The following is a 17,751-nucleotide window of genomic DNA, read 5'->3' on the forward strand; positions in this document are numbered from 1 at the left end:
CGTGCGCGAGCGTTCGGGGTCGGCGCCGGATGGCTGGTGGTGGCTCACCATCGGTTCCGGGTCCTCCCGCTCTCTTCGTCACTGCGTGTCGTCATCACCACGTCACAGTTGCTTGTTCGCCGTGAGGTCGAGTCGCCGCAGCAGCTGGGCGTTCAGTGCGACGACCACCGTAGAGGCTGACATGAGAATCGCTCCCACCGACATCGGCAGGACGAACCCGACGGGTGCGAGCACGCCGGCGGCGAGGGGCACCGCTGCGAGGTTGTAGCCGGCAGCCCACCACAGGTTCTGCTTCATCTTGCGGTAGGAGGCGCCGGAGAGCGTGTGCACGGCGACGACGGAGCGGGGATCGTCGCTGGCGAGGATCACTCCGGCGGAGGCGATCGCGACGTCGGTGCCGGCACCGATCGCGATGCCGACGTCGGCCTGGGCCAGGGCGGGGGCGTCGTTGACGCCGTCGCCGACCATGGCGACGCGTCGCCCCTCGGCCTGCAGCTCGGCGACCTTGGCTGACTTGTCTTCGGGACGGACCCCGGCGAAGTACCGATCGATCTGCAGGTCGCTGGCCACGCTAGAGGCCACGGCCTCGGCGTCACCGGTGATCATGACGACCTCGATCCCACGGCTGCGCAACTGCTCGACCGCCTGTCGTGACTCCGCTCGGACCTCGTCGGCGAGCTTGAGACCGCCGATCACGATGCCATCACGCACGACGTGCAGGATGATCGCCCCGTCAGCGCGCCATGACGCTGCCTCCTCGACCTCGGCCGCGCCAAGCTCCTCGAGCAGCCGTGGGCCACCCACCCGCACCTCCGCACCGTCGACGTGAGCGCGGACGCCGATCGCCGGGGAAGACTCAAAGCCCGTCGCCCGGGCCACCTCGAGGCCACGATCGTGCGCCGCGCGGACGATCGCCTGGGCGAGCGGGTGCTCGCTGTCGCTCTCCGCGGCGGCAGCCAACGTGAGGACCTCCTCCGGCGTCACCGACCCGCCCTGAGCGCCGGCACCCCGAGCCACTGCGGGGGCCACCTGCTCCACGACGGGCTCTCCCTTGGTCAGGGTGCCGGTCTTGTCGAACAGAACGGAGTTGACGGTGCGCATCTGTTCGAGCGCCAACCGGTCCTTGATCAGCACCCCCGCTCGTGCCGCTCGTTCGGTGGCGATCGCGACGACCAGTGGGATGGCCAGGCCCAGCGCATGGGGGCAGGCGATGACCAGAACGGTGATGGTGCGAACCACGCCGTCATCGGGCAGGCCGACCAACGCCCACGCCGCCGCGGTGATGGCCGCCGAACCCAGTGCGAACCAGAACAGCCACCCGGCCGCGGTGTCCGCGAGACGCTGCGCCCTTGACGAGGAGTTCTGCGCTTCCGAGACGAGTCGCTGAATGCCCGCGAGCGCGGTGTCGTCGCCGATCGCGGTCACTTCGATCCGCATGCCTGAGTCGGTGGCCACCGTTCCGGCCACCACGCTGTCGCCGACACCACGAGAGACGGTCCGTGACTCTCCGGTGATCATCGACTCATCCATCTCGGCGCGGCCATCGATGACCCGCCCGTCGGCAGGGACGTTGCCTCCCGGGCGCACGACGACGACGTCACCCACCCGCAGCTGCGCCGGGGGCACCCTCACTGTCTGACTACCTTCGACGCGTTCGGCTTCGTCGGGCAACAACGCGGCAAGCGAGTCGAGTGCGGAGCTGGTGCGAGCCAACGAGCGCATCTCGATCCAGTGGCCCAGCAGCATGATGACGACCAGCAGCGCCAGCTCCCACCAGAAGTCGAGCTCGTGGTGCAACAGCCCGAGGCTGGCGCCCCATGACGAGACGAACGCGACCGTGATGGCAAGCGCGATCAGCAACATCATCCCGGGGCGTCGCGCACGGACCTCCTCGACAGCGCCGGTCAGGAACGGCTTCCCGCCCCACACGTAGATGACTGAGCCGATCACCGGCGCCACCCACGTGAGCCACCCCCACCCAGGAAGGTCGTAACCCACGAGCATCGCGAACATCTCCGACGTCACCACCACGGGGATCGCCAGCACCAGCGTCACCCAGAACAACCGACGGAACTGCGAGACATGGTCACCGTGACCCGCGTGACCCGCGTGACCCGCGCCGTGCGAGCGGCCCGCATGCTCCGGGTGCTCACCGTGCTGATGCTCACCGTGCTGATGCTCACCGTGGTGGTGTCCGGCGCGTCCGGACGGGTCGTCGTGGTCGTGGTGCGGCATGTGTCTTCACCTTCGCTTAAGCGACAGCGCGTTCATCAGGTCCAGTGGCCCACCCGACCGAGCCCGGGCGGACCTGGCCGCGGGAGCGGCCGAGCCGACGAGGGTTATAGGTCTTAGGAGCGCTGCGCCTGGTAGCCGGCCTCCGCGACAGCTGCGAGGACCGTTGCGTCATCGACGCTGTTTCCAATCACGACCAGGGTGCCGCGTGCCGCGTCGACCTCGATCTGCTCGACCCCGGCCACCGCTGAGACCTCTTCGCGCACAGAGGCCTCGCAGTGTCCGCAGGTCATCCCCGTCACCGTGAACGTGGTCATGGACATCGTTCGCTCCTCGGCAGATTGGCGCCCCCTCGAGGAGCACCACCTCCGGCAAGATATACCCCCTGGGGGTATAACCCAAGTCGTCCTAGTCGTTGGCTACGCTCAACAGCGCAAGATGTGGTCGGCCCTGCACATGGGGCCGGAATTGGGGTTCCACGACGGGTTCGTACGGCTGCTTCGATCTGGAAAGTGGCAGTCCGCCCCCAGTGCTGCGGGAAGGATGGAGGTACGCGACTATGCGTGAAGCGCGTGTGCCCACACTCTCTCGGTCGCAGCGCCGCCCGGTTCACGCCCTGCTGCGCTCCGTGCTCGCGGTGGGCGACCTCGGGCAACGAAGTCGGCACAGGGTCCGGTTCCTTCAGTTGCTCGTCGGTGGGCTACTGACTCTCGGCGTGCTAGGGATGCACAGCCTCCCCGCGCCACCAACCACCGAAACGAAGAACCTGACGACGACGGCGGAACTCGCGCCCGCCACGCTCACTCCCTCGATCTCCAAGGCGGGCGAGGCGAGCGAGCACTCTGCAGCCGCCACTACCGAGCCAGCCGCCGCGACAACGGCCGCAACTGCAGCCGTGGCGTGCCACGAAACCGGCGATGCCGGTCACGGCACCCACGGCGCTCACGGGGGCCACGGGGGGGACTCAGGTGATGCCGGTTGCGGGGGGCATGACGTCTTGATGCTGTGCATCGCCCTCGTGGTCGGCATCGCGTCGGTGCTGATCGCCCTGGGACTGTTGAGCGCTCGGCCCTGGCGACCTCTGTTCATCGCGCCGCGATGGAGCGCGTTGCTCCAGACGCCGCCATCCCCGCAGCTGTTCAGCCCGCCATGGGCCCGGCGTGATCTGACGTGTGTGCACCGTTGCTGAGCGCCTCTCGCCAGCCCGACCGCGGAGCGTGACTGCTGATCGGCTGATCTGCAGTCGCTGCGCATGGTCGGAGCTGGCGCTCAGCAACCATCCACCAGCACACGTCACACCGCAGGAGACAAACTCATGCGCATTACCTTGAACCTTCACGCCTTCAAGCCCGCCTCGTCGCGGGGCGCCAAGCGGCGCGCCACGGCCGCGCTCGCCCTCGCCGCAACTCTCTCCCTCGGCCTGGCCGCGTGCGGCAACGGCGACAGCGATAGCAGCGGGGGCCACGGGGGTCACTCGAACAGCGACAGCAGTGGTTCAGCGGAGTCGGGCGCCGACTTCAACGACAGCGACGTGACCTTCGCCCAGCAGATGATCCCCCACCACGAGCAGGCCACCGAGATGGCCGCCCTCGCCGAAGGACGCACTCAGAACGCAGAGGTTCTCGCGCTCGCCCAGCAGATCGCCGACGCGCAGGGCCCGGAGATCGAGACCATGCAGGGCTTCCTGGAGGACTGGGGCGCTGAGGAAGTCGATCACGAAGGCATGGACCACGAGGGCATGCCGGGCATGGACGGGATGATGTCGGAGGAGGACATGGCTTCCCTCGAGGACTCCAGCGGCTCCGAGTTCGACGAGGCGTTCCTGACCATGATGATCGAGCACCACGAAGGTGCCATCGAGATGGCTGAGACCGAGCAGGAGGACGGCGAGAACCCCGAAGCCGTCGCCCTGGCGGGACAGATCGTCGAGGACCAGACCGCAGAGATCGCGACCATGCAGGAGCTGCTGAACTCCTGACAGTCTGAAGCACCACGCCACCGTGAGCCGACTGAAGACCGAAGATCGAGCTGCGGGCGGCACGAAAATTCAGTCCGGGGAGGAGCCGCAAGGGCCCTCCCCGGACTGCAGTAACTCCCGATCTCTCTGCCCGCGAGCTCAACAAACATCGGCGGGCATGGAACCGTCGCCTGGGCAACCACGGACGCGATACGCGTAGCCCGCCTCGCCCTTTAGCGACGCACGATCGCCCACCGAAGACGCTGTCCGGGGGCACGCCTGCGAGCGCAGGTTCGAAACCCGAGTCCTGAATCAAACCGGCTCAAAACCGACGGACGACGGAACAACGTTTCTGACCCGCCCCGCCTGTGACTTCGTCTGCTGAATGGCGGGGTTCTTCGGTCGCTTCGTGGCGGGGTCAGGTGGCACCGATGACCAGGGTGCTCTGTGCGGCTTCGATGACGTCGTTGGTGATGGTGTCGAGTTCGTTGATCTTCAGGACCCGCTGGATCTGGGGGAAGAGGCGTTCGAGGAGCCGGAAGTTGCCGCGGGTGATCCGTGCGATGGCTGCGATGGCTTGGGCGTCGGTGAAGTCGTCGGGGTCGAGGGTCTTGCCGAGGGATCGCCAGTGTCGGTCGAGGACGAACAGCAGTTCGTCTTGTCCCAGGGGCCGGTACTGGTGGGCGAAGCCGACTCGGCTGTAGAACTGGGGGTAGTGGCTGAACTGCTTCTCCAGGCCGGGCATGCCGATCAGGATCAGGGCGATGTCGTCGCGGTCGTAGCGATCGCGCAGCAGTTCCAGCGCGGCGGGACGCAGTCGTTCGGCCTCGTCGACGATGATCAGCTCCACGTAGTTCCTGCCGTGTCGCCATCCCCAGGCCTCGGGAGTGGCCGTGCCGGGAGGTACGAGGTGCTGCTCGATGCACATGTTGGTGCGGGTGATGGCTTGGGTCAGCTCGTCCTTCAGGGTCCGCGGGGTGGTCAGCACGCTGGGGGTGTAGAGCACGGTGCGGCTCCGGTTCAAGGCGGCGTAGATCTTGGCGTCGTTGTCGGAGCGCGGCCCCCAGTAGGTCAGCAGGTCATGAGCCTTCTCGTAGTGTGCGTAGCGGCGCGCGGAGAGTGTCTTTCCTACGCCGGCTGATCCGAAGCACAAACCGATGGTGTGCCCGCGGCGCACGGCGTCGGCGAACTCGGTGAAGCGGCGGTGCTCCTTGGTGACGATGAAGCGCTGGCTCACCTGAGGTCCTCCTTGTAGATCTTCAACGCCGACCTCGGCGCCGGAGCCGGTGCTTCGGTGATCCGTGGCGTCTCGGTAGGTGCGGCCACGAGGGCGATGCGTTCGTTGATGCCGGCTCGCAGCGCCCGGCGGCGGGCGTTGCGCGCGGCCTGGATCTCCTTGAGGCTGACCTTCTGGTCGTGGTGCTCTTGGTTGACGGCCTTGCAGACGAATTCGTCGTGATCGAAGACGCGGATCTCGGTGATGTCGCGGGGGTCGTAGCGGATCACGACCGAGCGTCCGACGTAGCCGGCCAGAGTTGGCGAGACGTAGCGCAGGCCCTGGAAGCGGATGCCATCGCGGCGCACGACGCGGGTCTTGGCGACGGTCAACAGCAGTCCGTCGAGGTCTTCCAGGCTCTCGGGCATTCGGGGCAGCCAGCCATCGGCGATCCACGCGCTGCGCGGGGAGGTTCCGAGCTCGCTGTGCGTGCGGTCGTTGTAGGTGGCCACGAACGCCTCCAGGGCGCTATCGAGTTCGGCCAGGGACAGTTTCGGTGTCGGCCAGGGGTGCCCTTCGGTGATGTGTCCGGGCAGGGTGGCGAGTAGCTCGGTGTTGATGGTGCCGAAGAACCGCTCGATCTTGCCGCGGCCCTGGGGTCGGGCGACGGTGGAGTGGATCAGTCGGATGTGGAGGTCGACGGCGGTGTGGGCGAGCTGGTCACTGGTGAAGTCGCTGCCGTGGTCGACGTAGAGCACGTCGGGCAGGCCGCACATCGGCCAGGCCGGGTCGGTCTTGTGCCAGATCGCTTGGCGCAGCGCCAGGGCGGTGTTCATCGCCGACGGTGCGCCCAGGAAGGCTGTGTAGCCGCAGACCGCCCGGGAGCAGTCGTCGAGGATCGTTGTCAGCCATGGCCGTGCGGGCTTGCCGTCGGTGCCCACCACCAGGATGTCGAGCATGGTGTGATCGGATTGCCACATCGCGTTGGGCAGCTCTGCTTGCCGGCGGAGCACCAGCTCGTGCTTGTCGCGGTAGGACGCTGCGCCCTCCAGGGCGAGGGTGACCATGCCGGGATCCAGGGTCCGCACGATGTCCCACACCACCGAGTAGGAGGGGACCGGCCACTTCCGGGCGGCGCAGATGCCGGTGACTTTGCGGTGGATGGTGGCGATGGCCGGCCGCGGCTTGCTCAGTGCCAGGCCCTCGATCAGGTGGACGAGGTCGGGCGGAAGGCGGCGGGAGCCGGTGTCCGCTCGCGAGGCTGTCTCCAGTCCGGCGTAGCCGTCGGCGCGGTAGCGGGCGTGCCAGCGCTCCAGGGTCCGCAGCCCTACATCGGTCTCGCGAGCTAAGCGCGCGAGGGGCACCTGGTCCTCGACGTGGAGCCTGAGGATTCGCCACCGCGCTCGAGCGTCCACGACGCACCTACTGCAAGGCGTTCTCGCGCCCGCGCTCGGCGCGCTGAAGGGCGCGGTAGACCGTGGAGCGGCCCACGCTGAACAGCTCGGCCAGCTCGCCCACGGTGTGCTCGTCGGCGGCATGTAGCTGGACGAGGTGAGCTTCTTGCCGGGGGGTGAGTTTCGGTGACTTCCCGCGCAGCCGGCCCTTGGCCTTGGCGACCTTCATCCCCTCGCGGGTGCGGGCACGGATGAGGTCGGCTTCGAATTCGGCGACCATCGCCAGCACGTTGAACAACAGTTTCCCCATCGGGTCGGTCGGGTCGTACACCGATCCGGCGATGCTCAGCTTCACTTCCCGCGCCGCGAGGTCGTCGGCGATCTGGTGGGCATCACGGACTGAACGCGCCAGCCGATCGAGCTTGGTGACCACGAATGTATCGCCGTCCCGACAGGCAGCCAGCGCCTGCCGCAGGCCCTCACGGTCGGCGTTGCGGCCCGTGAGCCCGTGATCGACGTAGATGCGCTTGGGATCGACGCCGAACGCCGCGAGTCCGTCACGCTGCGCGGTCAGGTCCTGCTCGTCGGTGGAGACTCGGGCATAGCCGACCTTCAAGGGGGACATGCTCCCCAGTGTGTCATATAGCCTCCCTTCACCGGACAGTTCACCGGACGGGTCTTACGGGACAGCCCGCCAGGCGTGCCGTCGTTCCTCTCGATAAGTAGCGGTGGTGTCCGGTGAGGGTTCCCCTTACGGGCATGCGATCTGGGCTGACGCCTGTGACCGAGTGTTCAGTGCGCGCTGTATAGTTCAGTCCATGCTGACTATTGCTTCGCGTCTCGACGTGATGAACCGCCTGGGTCGTGCACTGGCCGACCCCACTCGATCCCGGATCATCTTGACCCTGCTCGACCATCCCGCTTACCCGGCGGAACTGGCCCGAGATCTGGACCTGACACGCCCGAACGTGTCCAACCACCTGGCATGCCTGCGCGATTGCGGGATCGTCGTCTCCGAGACCGAGGGTCGTCGGACACGATATGAGATCGCCGATTCGCACCTGGCGCAGGCGCTGACGGCACTGGTCGATGCCACCCTGGCAGTGGACGAAGACGCCCCGTGCATCGATCCCGCCTGCTCGCTTCCCGGATGCGACGCAGCTGGGGAGGGCGCATGATCCTCACCTCGGTCTTGCAGGCGATGGGCCTGTTCGCAGCGACCAACATCGACGACATCATCGTGCTCTCCCTCTTCTTCGCGCGAGGGGCAGGCCAGCGCGGCACTACCGCCCGCATTCTGGCCGGCCAGTACCTCGGATTCGCCGGCATCCTCGGTGCCGCGGTCCTGGTGACCATCGGTGCCGGAGCATTCCTGCCCTCGGCAGCCATCCCGTACTTCGGTCTCATCCCTCTGGGCCTCGGCCTCTGGGCCGCATGGCAGGCCTGGCGCGGAGACGATGACGACGATGACGACGAGGCCAAGGTTGCCGGCAAGAAGGTCGGCGTGTGGACAGTCGCAGGCGTCACCCTTGCCAACGGCGGCGACAACATCGGCGTCTACACCCCTGTCTTCCTCAGCGTGGAACCTCTCGCAGTAGTCGCCTACTGCATCGTCTTCCTCGCGCTCGTCGCGGTCCTGGTGGCCCTGGCAAAGTTCGTCGCCACCCGCCCCCCGATCGCCGAAGTGCTCGAACGCTGGGAGCACATCCTCTTCCCCATCGTTCTCATCGGCCTCGGCATCGTGATCCTCGTCAGCGGCGGAGCCTTCGGACTCTGATGTAGCGGCAGCGATCCAAACGGCCCCGACCGGGCGCACCCCTCTCGGTTCAGACCGCGACACCTACCTGCAGCCAGCCCTGCGTGATCGCGGCAACAAGACCGCCACGGAGCGCTGCAAAAACCCCGCCACCAAGCGAACGAAGCCACAGACAAGGCGACCGTCCCGGTCGCGTGGCGCGCCGCGTTGTCGACGAGGTTGCGCACGACCTGGCCCAGGGCGGGTCCGTCGCCGGTGGTGCGCAGCGGCGTCACGCCCGCGCCGTCGACCCGGAGGTCGGGACGGTTGCGGCGCAGGCGCGCGACCTCGGTCAGGAGCAGGTCGTCGAGGTCGACCTCGGTACGCCGACGCGTCGCCGCCCCCTCCTCGGTGCGGGTGAGCACGAGCATCTGCTCCACGAGGTGCTGCAGGCGGGTGGTCTCCTCGAGCACCGCCGTCACGAGCTCGCCCTCGTCGAGCGCGCCCGGGTGGGCGCGGGCGACCTCCGCGGTCTGGCGCAGGCTCGCGAGCGGCGAGCGCAGCTCGTGGGAGGTGTCGGAGACGAAGGCGCGCTGGCGGTGCGCGGCCGTCTCGAGCCGCTCGAGCATCGCGTTCATCGTGGTGGCCAGGCGCGCGACCTCGTCGCCCGACGGGGGGACGGGGACGCGGCGCTCGAGGGCCCCGGAGCCGATCGTCGCGACCTCCGCGCGGATCCGCTCCACGGGGCGCAGGGCGCGCCCGGTGACGAGCCACGTGGTGACGCCCACCAGCAGCACGGCCACGGGGATCCCGGTGGCGAGCAGCGGCCAGAGCGCGGCGACGGAGTCCTCGGCGTCCTCGAGCGTCACGGCGACGGCCACGACGTGCTCCTGCTCGTCGTCGCCGGTGCCCACCTCCACGTCGTCGGTGCGCACGACGTACCGGTCGCCGTCGAGCCGGGTGGTGCCGTCGGCGCGGGGCAGGGTGAGGCCGCCCGTGCCCGACGACGCCACGAGCGTGCTGCCGCGCGTCACCTGCCAGGCGATGTCGTCGACGTCCTGCTCGTCGTCGCCGCCGTCGGGGTCGTCGGACGGCAGCGCCGCGACGCCGCCCTGCTCCAGAGCGGCAGCCAGCTCCTCGGCGCGGTTCTCGGCGGTGTCGCCGGCCGCGCCGCGCAGCGAGGCACCGAGGGCGAGCACGAGCGCGACCGCGCCGACGGCGAAGGCGAGGGCCACGACGAGCGTGGCGGCGGCCGTGGTGCGGGCGCGGACGCCGGCGCGCCGCCGTACCGGGGGGACGGCGGGTGGGGGCGTCGCGGGAGCGGACACGGCTCAGCCGCCGTCGCTGGAGAGGCGGTAGCCGGCGCCCCGCACGGTCTGGATGGCGGCGCGGTCGAAGGGCCGGTCGAGCTTGTTGCGCAGGTGCCGCACGTAGACCTCGACGATGTTGGGGTCGCCGTCGAAGTCGTCGTCCCACACCGAGTCGAGCACCCGCCGCTTGGAGACGACGTCTCCCTTGTGGCGCAGCAGGAAGGCGAGCAGCGACAGCTCGCGGGAGGTGAGCGACAGCTCGACGTCGCCGCGCCAGGCCCGCCGCGCCGCGGGGTCGAGCCGCAGGTCCCCGGCCTCGAGCACCGTGGGCCGCTCGCGCGCGCCGCGCCGGGCGACGGCCCGCAGCCGGGCCACGAGGACGGGGAACGAGAACGGCTTGGTGAGGTAGTCGTCGGCGCCGGTGTCGAGGCCCTCGACCTGGTCCCACTCGCCGTCCTTGGCGGTGAGCATGAGCACCGGCGTCCAGTTCTCCTCCGCGCGCAGCGTCGCGCACACGCGGTAGCCGTTGATGCCCGGCAGCATGAGGTCGAGGACGATCGCGTCGTACGTGTTCTCCCGAGCCATCCACAGGCCGTCGGTGCCGTCGTGCGCGACGTCGACCGCCATGCCCTCGGCCTCGAGACCCAGCTCCAGGGACCGCGCCAGGCGGCGCTCGTCGTCGACCACCAGCACGCGCATGGGCGTCATCGTGCCGCACCTCCGCTGAACGCGGGCTGAACGGTCGGCTCCCCGGGCCTAGGATGTTCCCTCGTGGCTGAACTGCACTTCTTCACCGGGACCATGGACTCGGGGAAGAGCACGCTCGCCCTGCAGACCAACCACAACCACGCGACGCGGGGGCGGGTGGGGCACATCTTCACGAGCCACGACCGCGCCGGCTCGGCGACCATCTCCTCACGGCTCGGGCTCTTCCACGACGCCGCCGAGGTGGCCGACGACTTCGACTTCTGGCGCTACGTGGTCGGGGAGCTGACCCGGGGCAGGCGCATCGACTACCTCATCTGCGACGAGGCCCAGTTCTACTCGGCGGAGCAGATCGAGCAGCTCGCCAAGGTCGTCGACGAGCTGCAGATCGACGTGTTCTGCTTCGGCATCCTCACCGACTTCCGCACCCGGCTCTTCCCGGGCTCGGCCCGGCTGGTCGAGCTGGCGGACCGCATGCAGGTGCTCCAGGTCGAGGCCCTGTGCTGGTGCGGCCAGCGGGCGACGCACAACGCGCGGACCGAGGACGGCGTCATGGTGACGGAGGGCGACCAGGTCGTCGTCGGCGACGTCGACCAGACCGGACAGCCGCCCGCCGAGGTGGCCTACGAGGTGCTGTGCCGCCAGCACCACCGCCGCCGGCTCACGGCCGCCCGTGCCAAGGCCGTCTCGCTCGTGTCCGAGCCGCTGCCGTTCGGGGAGTGAGGCGGTCAACCGGCGTGCCCGGGCACAAATGGACCCCGGTCCGCGTTCTCCGGGTGTGAGCACGACGCGCAGCCTCCACGACGCGGTGGTCGTCGGTGCCGGGCAGGCCGGGCTGTCGGCGTCGTTCCACCTGCGCCGGCTGGGCGTGGAGCACGTCGTCCTCGACGCGTACGCCGCGCCGGGCGGCGCGTGGCAGCACCGGGCCCACTCGCTGACGATGGCCGACGTGCACGGCGTCGCCGCGCTGCCGGGCCTCCCGCTGCCCGACGGCGACCCGCACGCACCCGCCCGGGAGGTCGTGCCGGCGTACTTCGCGGAGCACGAGGCCCGCTTCGCGCTGCCCGTCGAGCGGCCCGTCGACGTCACCCGGGTGGACCCGGAGCCGGACGGGACGCTGCTGGTCCGGGCCCGCGACGGGCGCGCCTGGCCCACCCGCACCCTGGTCAGCGCCACCGGCACGTGGCGCCGGCCCTTCGTGCCGCACGTCGCCGGGATCGAGACCTTCGCCGGTCGCACGCTGCACTCGTCGGCGTACGACGGGCCCGCGGACCTCGCCGGCCGCACGGTCCTCGTCGTGGGGGGCGGGGCCTCGGCGGTGCAGCTGCTCGGGGAGGTCGCGGGCACCTCGCGGACCCTGTGGGCCACGCGGCGCCCGCCGCTGTGGCGCGACGGCGAGGTGGAGCCGTTCGACGGTCGCGCCGCGGTCGCGCTCGTCGAGGAGCGGGTACGGCGCGGGCTGCCGCCCCGCAGCGTCGTGAGCGTCACCGGGCTGCACCTGCGCCCGCAGGAGCAGCGGGCGGTGGCCCTCGGCGCGTACGCGCGCCTCCCGATGCCGCAGCGCTTCGTGCCGGACGGGGCCGTCTGGGCCGACGGCAGCCACCGCGCGTTCGACGTGGTGGTGTGGGCGACCGGGTTCCGGCCGGACACGGGCCACCTGGCCCCGCTGCAGCTGCGGGCGCCCGGGGGCGGCATCGTGCTCGACGGCACCACCGTCGTGGCCGACCCGCGGGTGCAGCTCGTCGGCTACGGGCCCTCGGCCAGCACGATCGGGGCCAACCGCGCCGGCCGTGCGGCCGCCGTCGCGGTGCGCGACCGGCTCGCCGCGGGCGCCGACGTCACCAGTGCACGCCGCGGAACACCCGCGCCAGCATGAGCTGCTCGCTCTGCGAGCCGCCCTCCCCGCCCTTGCCGCCGCCCTCCCCGCCCGCCGTCCCGGCGGCCGGGCCGCGGGCCGCCGCCGAGTCGGGGAACACGTGGTACGCCATGTTGAGCACCCGGAACGCCAGCTTCGGAGCGAGCGTGTGCGCCACGGCGCCTGCGTTGCCGAGCGGGGTGTTGACCTCGTGGGGACGTTCGACGAGCGCCGTGACGACGAGGTCGGCGGCCTGCGCCGGCGAGATGGTCGGGAACCGGTCGTAGAGCTTCGTGGGCGCGATCATCGGCGTGCGCACGAGCGGCATGTGCACGTTCGTGAACGTGACGCCCTCGCCGACGAGCTCGGAGGCCACGACGGTGCTCCAGGCGTCGAGCGCGGCCTTGGAGGCGACGTACGCCGAGAACCGCGGCGGGTGGGTCTGCACCCCGATCGAGGAGATGTTGACGACGTGGCCGCCGTCGCCCTGCCGCAGCACCGGCACCAGCCCGATCACGAGGCGGATGGCGCCGAAGTAGTTGAGCTGCATCGTGCGCTCGAAGTCGTGGAAGCGGTCCTGGGACAGCCGCAGCGAGCGGCGGATGGAGCGCCCCGCGTTGTTGACGACGGCGTCCACGCCGGGGAGGTCGCGGATGAGCGCACCGCAGAGGTCGTCGATGGCGGTGAGGTCGGAGAGGTCGCAGGGGTAGACGTGGGCGGTGCCGCCCGCCCGCTCGATGTCGCGCCGCAGGGCGTCGAGCTTCTCCCGCCCGCGGGCGACGAGCACCGGCACGCCGCCGGCCTGGGCGACCTTGAGGGCGGTGACGCGCCCGATGCCCGAGGAGGCGCCGGTGATGACGACGTGGCGGCCGCCGAGCGCGGCCCGGGCGGAGCGGCTGCGCCCGACGTGGTCGTCGAGGTGCTCCTCCCAGTAGGTCCACAGCGTGGCGGCGTACGACTCGAAGCGGGGCACCGTGATGCCCGAGCCGGCCAGGGCCCGCGTGGTGCGGGTGGCGTCGAACACCGACGGGAACGAGGTGTGGGCGAGCACCGAGGCCGGCAGGCCCAGGCGTCCCACGGTGCGCTCCAGCACCGCCTGCGCGACCGGCGTGCCGAGCACCGTGGCGGCGACGTCGGCGGGCCGCAGGCCGCGGGGGAGCAGCCGCCCCAGCGACGGACGTCCGGTCGTCGCCGACCCGGCGAACCGGGGCGCGCCGGCCGCCGCGCACAGCGCGTTCACCATCTCCAGCACGGGCTGCGGCTCGGGGTCGACGAGGTGGAACGTCTCCCCGTCGCGCCCCGGCAGGTGCGCGAGGTGGTCGAGCGCGGCGGCGACGAAGTCGACCGGCACCACGTTGGTGTCGCCCAGGTCGACGCCCAGGAGCGGCGTCCACCCCGGGAGGGTGTCGCGCAGGCGGCGGATCATCGGTAGGAAGTAGTAGGGCCCGTCGACCTTGTCCATCTCCCCGGTGCGGGAGTGCCCGACGACGACCGAGGGTCGGTAGATGCGCCACGGCACGGACGCGGTCTCCCGCACGATGCGCTCGGACTCGAACTTCGTGCGGTGGTACGGCGAGGAGAACCGCTGCCCCACGTCGACGTCCGTCTCGCGGAACGGCCCGTGGTGGTCGCCCGCTGCGGCGACCGAGGAGACCTGGTGGAAGCAGCCCGCGTCGAGGGCGGCGGCCAGCTCGAGGGCGTGGCGGGTGCCGCCGAGGTTCAGCCGGTCGTTCGTCGCGGCGCTCGCGGCCATGTCGTAGCTCGCGGCGAGGTGGAGGAAGTGGTCGACGGTCCCGGCGTGCTGCGCGACCCAGTCGGCCTCGACGCCGAGGCCCTCCTCGTCGAGCGAACCGACGACCGGGTGGACCCGGTCGCTGCCCCACTCCGCGGCGTACCGCTCGAAGCGGGGGAGCGAGGTGCGGCGGACGAGGACGTGGACGTCACCCTCGCGCCGGCGGAGCAGCTCGGCCACGAGGAAGCGGCCGATGAACCCGGTGGCACCGGTGACGAAGTAGGACATGGGCCGCAGCGTAGTGGTCTGCGTCACGTCCGTGGGGTGCTCGGAGGGGTGGTGCGGGGCCTACTCGCCCCGCCCGCCGCCGAACATGATCTCGTCCCAGCTCGGCACCGAGGCGCGGCCGCGGGCCTTGCGGGCCGGCCGGCGCGGCGCGGGCGCCGGCTCCGGCTCGGCGGGCTGCTCGCCCTGGTCCTGATGCGGGTCCGTCGGGTCCGCGTCGGTGGGGTCCGGGTCGGCGCGGTCAGCGTCGGACGGGGCCGCCGGGGTGTCGAGGTCGCCCGCGGGCTCCCCGACGGCCTCGACGTGGTCGGCCTCGGACGGGCCGAGGTCGTCCTCCGGCGCCGCGGCTCCGGTGACGGCGGCACGCAGCTCGCCGAGGTCGCCCAGGTCGACGGTCGCCTCGCGGTCGGCGTCGCCGGCCCCGTCGCCCGCCCCGTCGTTGGCCAGGTCGAGCGCGTCGGCGCCGAGCCCACCCGGCTCGGCGGCGGGCCCGGCGGGGGAGTCGTCGTACGGCAGGTCGAGCAGTGCGTCCGCGGTGCGGGAGCGGGCTCCGGCGGCGCGGCGTCGGCGGGCCTGCTGCAGGTCGTCGCGGACGGGGTCGCTCGGCGCGTCGGGCACCTCGCCGATGAGCCAGCGGGCGTCCTCGTCGTCGGCGACCACGTAGCTGCCGCGCAGGTCGAACGTGAAGGTGGCGGTGCCGCGCCGCTTGCCGGCGACGAAGGTGCCGCTCAGGGTCCAGCGGCCGTCGTCGCGCCGCCACGCGTCCCACGTCACGGCGTCGGGGGACAGGGCGCGGGAGCGCAGGTGGGCGGCGACCGCCTCGCCGAGGGTGCGGGCGGCGGTGGCGCCGTCCCCGCGGCGGCGCAGGGAGGAGGCCTGGGCGCGCTCGGCGACGTGGGCACGCTCGGCGAGGACCGGCGCGACGAAGCCCATGATGCGCTCGACCGTCGTCTGCGCGGCCTGCGCGACGTCGTCCGGTGACGCCCCGGCCCGGATCCGGGCCTGGATGTCGCGGGGACGCAGGGTCGATTCCATCGTGATCTCCAACTGGCCGAGTCGGTCCGTGTCGCCGCGCAGCGCCGCGCGGAGTCGGGCGTCGACGTCGAGCGTGAACTCGACGCCCGCGTCGCTGACCAGCACCAGGCGACGCTTGTCCTGGCTGAGGCCCGTGAGCGTCAGGTGGACCATCGGGATGGCTGCCTCCTGCTCGCGGTCGCTGGTCGTCGGTCGTGCCGCGACGGCGCCGCGCGGTGGGGTCGCCCCGCGGGGTCCGTCGTGACCGCCGAGCCTACGCCCCGGGACCGCCCCGGCGTGGGCGACCGGCCGGGGCTACGCTCCCGCGGTGGGATCGTGGGACCTCGACAGTGCCGTGCTGCTCGTCGTGCTCGACCTCGTCGGCATCTTCGTGTTCGCGATCTCCGGGGCGCTCGTCGCCGTGCGCGGGCGGCTCGACCTCTTCGGCGTGCTCGTGCTCGCGGGCACGACGGGCCTGGGCGGCGGGTTCCTGCGCGACGTGCTCATCGGCGCCGTGCCCCCGGCCGCGCTCGCCGACTGGCGCTACCTGCTCGTGCCGGTGGTGGCCGGGCTCGTCACCTTCCGCTTCCACCCCACGCTGGGCCGCCTCGAGCGGCCCGTCGGCGTCTTCGACGCGTTCGGGCTGGCGGTCTTCTGCGTGGCCGGCGCCGTGAAGGCCCTCGACTACGGCCTGGGCCCGCTCCCGGCGGCGCTCCTGGGCATGGTGACCGGGATCGGCGGCGGCATGGTGCGCGACCTGCTGGCCGGGCAGGTGCCGGTCGTCTTCCGCGGCGAGCTCTACGCCACGCCCGCGCTCGCCGGGGCCGCCGTCGCCGTTGGGGGGCTCGAGCTCGGACTGCCGCTGCTGCCGGTCGCCGTGGTCGGCGCCGGGACCTGCCTGGTGTGGCGGCTGCTCGCGATGTGGCGGGGCTGGCGCGCGCCCCTGCCGGCCGGGCCGTCCGCCGCCTGAGGGGCGCGGGCGCGGGGAGCGGCGGGGTTCAGTCGCCCAGCACCCGGCGGGTGTAGGCGTTCGCCAGCACCCGGTCGGGGTCGAGGCGCTCGCGCAGCGCGAGGAAGTCGTCGAACCGCGGGTACGCCGGCGCGAGGTCGGCCGCGGTCCGCGTGTGCAGCTTGCCCCAGTGCGGGCGCCCGTCGTGGGCGCGCAGCACCGGCTCCACCCCGGCGAAGTACGCCGTGTGGTCGACCGCCGCGGGCACGTGGAACGCCAGGTAGAGCGAGTCCCGCCCGTACGCCGTCGACAGGGGCACGTCGTCGGCGCGGGCGGCCCGGATCTCGACGGGGAACCCGATGCGCCAGTCCGCGGCGGCGATGGTGCGCCGTACCTCCGCCAGCACGGCGGGGCCCGCGGCGCGGGGCACGGCGTACTCCATCTCGCGGAAGCGCACCCGGCGCGGCGACGTGAGAACGCGGTGGGGGACGTCGGAGAACGTGCGCGGCGACAGCGCCCGCGCGGCCACCCGGTTGAGGGTGGGCACGAGCGCGGGGACGCGGTTGCCCAGCGCGACGACGCCGCCGAAGACGGTGTTCGCGAGCAGCTCGTCGTCGACCCAGCCTCGCGCCCGACCCAGCGGCCGGGCCTCGTCGAGGTCGGCGTCGAGACGGTTGTCCCGCTTCGTCAGCAGGCGGTCGGTGTGGGGGAACCAGTGCAGGTCGACGTGGTGGTTCTCGTCGAGCAGCGCGTCGAGCGAGCCGATCGCCTCGTCCCACGTCATCGGCTGCTCGACGGCCTCGAGCAGGAGGAGCGGCTCGACGGCGAGGGTGACCCGGGTGAGGACCCCGAGGGCGCCGAGGGAGACGCGCGCGAGGTCGAGCACGTCCGCGTTCTCGGTGGGCGTGGCCACCACCACCTCGCCGGTGCCGGTCACCAGCTCGAGGCCGACGACCTGGGCGCCGAGCCCGGCCCACGTGCCCCCGCTGCCGTGGGTGCCCGTCGACACGGCGCCCGCGACCGTCTGCTCGGCGATGTCGCCCATGTTGTGCAACGTGAGGCCGAGGCGCTCGAGCTCGGCGTTGAGCACCTTCAGCGGCGTGCCCGCGAGCACGGTCACGGTCATCGCCGCGCGGTCGACGTCGACCACGCCGACGAGCCCCTCGGGGTGCAGCAGCTCGCCGTCGGTGAGCGCCACGTCGGTGAAGCTGTGGCCGGTGCCGACCATCCGGACGGTCGAGCCGTGCGACCGGGCCCGGTGCACGGCCGCGACGACGTCACCGACGTCGCGGGGGGTGCTCGTCGTCGCGGGGTGGGCGGTCGCCGTCCCCGCCCAGTTCGACCAGCTCGCAGCGCCCATGGGGCGG

At 71.6% G+C, this 17,751-nt stretch carries 15 protein-coding genes and 1 pseudogene; 6 read left to right on the forward strand and 10 right to left on the reverse strand.

What is annotated here, in order from left to right; all coding sequences use genetic code 11:
* Positions 1–102 precede the first annotated feature (102 nt).
* Complete coding sequence (locus INN71_RS07360) at positions 103–2,235, reverse strand: heavy metal translocating P-type ATPase (RefSeq protein ID WP_277501588.1); 2,133 nt, start codon at positions 2,233–2,235, stop codon at positions 103–105.
* Between the two features lie 113 nt (positions 2,236–2,348).
* Positions 2,349–2,555, reverse strand: coding sequence for a heavy-metal-associated domain-containing protein (locus INN71_RS07365; protein ID WP_277501589.1), 207 nt, complete (start codon positions 2,553–2,555; stop codon positions 2,349–2,351).
* A 992-nt stretch (positions 2,556–3,547) separates the two neighbouring features.
* Between INN71_RS07365 and INN71_RS07370 the strand changes: the two genes are divergently transcribed.
* Positions 3,548–4,210 carry a DUF305 domain-containing protein gene (locus tag INN71_RS07370; RefSeq protein ID WP_277501590.1) on the forward strand — a complete coding sequence of 221 codons (663 nt, stop codon included), beginning with the start codon at positions 3,548–3,550 and terminating at the stop codon, positions 4,208–4,210.
* A gap of 397 nt (positions 4,211–4,607) precedes the next feature.
* Here the strand turns inward: INN71_RS07370 and INN71_RS07375 are convergent, their stop codons facing one another.
* From INN71_RS07375 to INN71_RS07385, 3 genes are read right to left on the reverse strand one after another with little or no spacing between them, the layout of a single operon-like run.
* On the reverse strand, positions 4,608–5,426 hold the full coding sequence (locus tag INN71_RS07375; protein ID WP_277501396.1) for an AAA family ATPase: 819 nt from the start codon (positions 5,424–5,426) through the stop codon (positions 4,608–4,610).
* On the reverse strand, positions 5,423–6,820 hold the full coding sequence (locus tag INN71_RS07380; RefSeq protein ID WP_168916591.1) for a Mu transposase C-terminal domain-containing protein: 1,398 nt from the start codon (positions 6,818–6,820) through the stop codon (positions 5,423–5,425). The genes INN71_RS07375 and INN71_RS07380 overlap by 4 nt, the downstream gene beginning before the upstream one ends.
* Before the next feature lie 7 nt (positions 6,821–6,827).
* Positions 6,828–7,424 (reverse strand): recombinase family protein, encoded by a 597-nt coding sequence (locus tag INN71_RS07385; RefSeq protein WP_010534181.1) that lies wholly within the window; start codon positions 7,422–7,424, stop codon positions 6,828–6,830.
* 193 nt (positions 7,425–7,617) lie between these two features.
* Between INN71_RS07385 and INN71_RS07390 the strand changes: the two genes are divergently transcribed.
* Together INN71_RS07390 and INN71_RS07395 are read left to right on the forward strand one after the other, a co-directional pair.
* Complete coding sequence (locus tag INN71_RS07390) at positions 7,618–7,977, forward strand: helix-turn-helix transcriptional regulator (RefSeq protein WP_277501402.1); 360 nt, start codon at positions 7,618–7,620, stop codon at positions 7,975–7,977.
* On the forward strand, positions 7,974–8,576 hold the full coding sequence (locus tag INN71_RS07395; RefSeq protein ID WP_016997609.1) for a cadmium resistance transporter: 603 nt from the start codon (positions 7,974–7,976) through the stop codon (positions 8,574–8,576). The genes INN71_RS07390 and INN71_RS07395 overlap by 4 nt, the downstream gene beginning before the upstream one ends.
* Before the next feature lie 371 nt (positions 8,577–8,947).
* On the opposite strand, the pseudogene INN71_RS18110 reads toward INN71_RS07395, so the two are convergent.
* Both INN71_RS18110 and INN71_RS07405 read right to left on the reverse strand, forming a co-directional pair.
* Positions 8,948–9,862: pseudogene (locus tag INN71_RS18110) on the reverse strand (HAMP domain-containing protein); the annotation flags it as partial.
* Positions 9,863–9,865: 3 nt separating this feature from the next.
* The gene (locus INN71_RS07405) at positions 9,866–10,543 is read right to left on the reverse strand and encodes a response regulator transcription factor (RefSeq protein ID WP_277501415.1); all 678 of its coding nucleotides are present in this window, start codon (positions 10,541–10,543) and stop codon (positions 9,866–9,868) included.
* 72 nt (positions 10,544–10,615) lie between these two features.
* On the opposite strand from INN71_RS07405, the gene INN71_RS07410 reads away from it, so the two are divergent.
* Positions 10,616–11,272 (forward strand): thymidine kinase, encoded by a 657-nt coding sequence (locus INN71_RS07410; protein ID WP_277501408.1) that lies wholly within the window; start codon positions 10,616–10,618, stop codon positions 11,270–11,272.
* Between the two features lie 55 nt (positions 11,273–11,327).
* A complete protein-coding gene (locus tag INN71_RS07415; protein WP_277501409.1) occupies positions 11,328–12,425 on the forward strand; it encodes an FAD-dependent oxidoreductase in 1,098 nt (365 codons plus the stop codon).
* On the opposite strand, the gene INN71_RS07420 is transcribed toward INN71_RS07415, so the two are convergent.
* Positions 12,388–14,424 (reverse strand): SDR family oxidoreductase, encoded by a 2,037-nt coding sequence (locus INN71_RS07420; RefSeq protein WP_301800018.1) that lies wholly within the window; start codon positions 14,422–14,424, stop codon positions 12,388–12,390. The two genes, INN71_RS07415 and INN71_RS07420, sit on opposite strands and share 38 nt — an antisense overlap.
* 60 nt (positions 14,425–14,484) lie before the next feature.
* Positions 14,485–15,609: a septation protein SepH gene (sepH, locus tag INN71_RS07425; RefSeq protein WP_277501410.1), complete on the reverse strand. Its 1,125-nt coding sequence runs from the start codon at positions 15,607–15,609 to the stop codon at positions 14,485–14,487.
* 154 nt (positions 15,610–15,763) lie between these two features.
* Between sepH and INN71_RS07430 the strand changes: the two genes are divergently transcribed.
* Positions 15,764–16,405 (forward strand): trimeric intracellular cation channel family protein, encoded by a 642-nt coding sequence (locus INN71_RS07430; RefSeq protein ID WP_277501411.1) that lies wholly within the window; start codon positions 15,764–15,766, stop codon positions 16,403–16,405.
* A gap of 28 nt (positions 16,406–16,433) precedes the next feature.
* Here the strand turns inward: INN71_RS07430 and INN71_RS07435 are convergent, their stop codons facing one another.
* A complete protein-coding gene (locus INN71_RS07435) occupies positions 16,434–17,744 on the reverse strand; it encodes a D-arabinono-1,4-lactone oxidase (RefSeq protein WP_277501412.1) in 1,311 nt (436 codons plus the stop codon).
* Between the last annotated feature and the right edge of the window lie 7 nt (positions 17,745–17,751).

Source organism: Nocardioides sp. ChNu-153, from assembly GCF_030466625.1.
In the GTDB taxonomy this organism is placed as follows: Bacteria; Actinomycetota; Actinomycetes; order Propionibacteriales; family Nocardioidaceae; genus Nocardioides.

Bases quoted from the DNA above. Each gene is read 5' to 3' on its own strand.
- INN71_RS07365 (WP_277501589.1), bottom strand. From the start codon at position 2,555: ATGTCCATGACCACGTTCACGGTGACGGGGATGACCTGCGGACACTGC.
- INN71_RS07405 (WP_277501415.1), bottom strand. From the start codon at position 10,543: ATGCGCGTGCTGGTGGTCGACGACGAGCGCCGCCTGGCGCGGTCCCTG.
- INN71_RS07385 (WP_010534181.1), bottom strand. From the start codon at position 7,424: ATGTCCCCCTTGAAGGTCGGCTATGCCCGAGTCTCCACCGACGAGCAG.
- INN71_RS07370 (WP_277501590.1), top strand. From the start codon at position 3,548: ATGCGCATTACCTTGAACCTTCACGCCTTCAAGCCCGCCTCGTCGCGG.
- INN71_RS07435 (WP_277501412.1), bottom strand. From the start codon at position 17,744: ATGGGCGCTGCGAGCTGGTCGAACTGGGCGGGGACGGCGACCGCCCAC.
- INN71_RS07360 (WP_277501588.1), bottom strand. From the start codon at position 2,235: ATGCCGCACCACGACCACGACGACCCGTCCGGACGCGCCGGACACCAC.
- sepH (WP_277501410.1), bottom strand. From the start codon at position 15,609: ATGGTCCACCTGACGCTCACGGGCCTCAGCCAGGACAAGCGTCGCCTG.
- INN71_RS07395 (WP_016997609.1), top strand. From the start codon at position 7,974: ATGATCCTCACCTCGGTCTTGCAGGCGATGGGCCTGTTCGCAGCGACC.
- INN71_RS07390 (WP_277501402.1), top strand. From the start codon at position 7,618: ATGCTGACTATTGCTTCGCGTCTCGACGTGATGAACCGCCTGGGTCGT.
- INN71_RS07420 (WP_301800018.1), bottom strand. From the start codon at position 14,424: ATGTCCTACTTCGTCACCGGTGCCACCGGGTTCATCGGCCGCTTCCTC.